Origin of the sequence: Psychrobacter sp. AOP7-B1-24 (genome assembly GCF_052376215.1) — a bacterium.
Lineage (GTDB): Bacteria > Pseudomonadota > Gammaproteobacteria > Pseudomonadales > Moraxellaceae > Psychrobacter.
Window position 1 is genome coordinate 1 of sequence record NZ_JBQSVL010000193.1, and the last position, 805, is coordinate 805.

At 33.7% G+C, this 805-nt stretch carries 1 protein-coding gene; it reads left to right on the top strand.

The features are described 5' to 3' along the window. Positions 1–352 (top strand): DUF5991 domain-containing protein (locus tag ACT3QP_RS14950; RefSeq protein ID WP_444526047.1); only part of this gene is annotated, 352 nt, incomplete at its 5' end. Positions 353–805: the final 453 nt, after the last annotated feature.

An 805-nucleotide genomic window follows, 5' to 3' on the forward strand; every position in this document is an offset into this window, starting at 1 on the left:
ATCTGACTATAGTATCTCAAACACTTCCAAAAATTACGTTTCTCAATTTTATGGTGCATACGAGTATAACAATTACCAAACTGATGAAGACCTTGGCACTGGTGTTGGTGTCTTTTATAACTTGATAATTTTTGAAGAAAATTGTCAAATTAGTATGGAGGGATACCAAACAGACAAGAACTTAAGGTGTTATATAAAGCCAGTTGATAATAATAGCATTGAGATTTATGACATAGAAAAAGTCAAAAAATTTGGTACGATTCGAAAAACTGATGAAAATGAATTTTTTATAGACATGAGCTATTATCTGGAAGGTGACAACTATTCCTACTATATTGAAAAGACAAAATAACTTTCTTTCAATACATTTAATTATATTTAAAATTATTACATTATATATCTTGCATAAGTCATCGCTAGCCCTTGTGACTGCGTTTGTAGTGATCAACTAATTTAGGACGGATGATATGAGGTCTAGTTTATCACCCAAATAGCTAAAAATCTTTTACCCCTAAACAGAACTATAATTCTTTCTGAATATGTCATAAACAACCGCTTTCATCATTAAAGATGTCAGCGGTTATTTATGCACAAAAATGTCTCAACAATTTTAAAACTCGTTACACAAAACTAAAATAAGGTACCTCATGAAAACATCATACCTTATTGCCACCAAATACCACTGACCTATAGCTAGATCCAATCCTCCATACAATCAGGTCAAGACAGCGTCAATGCATTACAGATGACTACGCAGCAGCTGGGTAGTCATAGTGTCATGGTGCGAGCAGATGGCCTCGCCGCT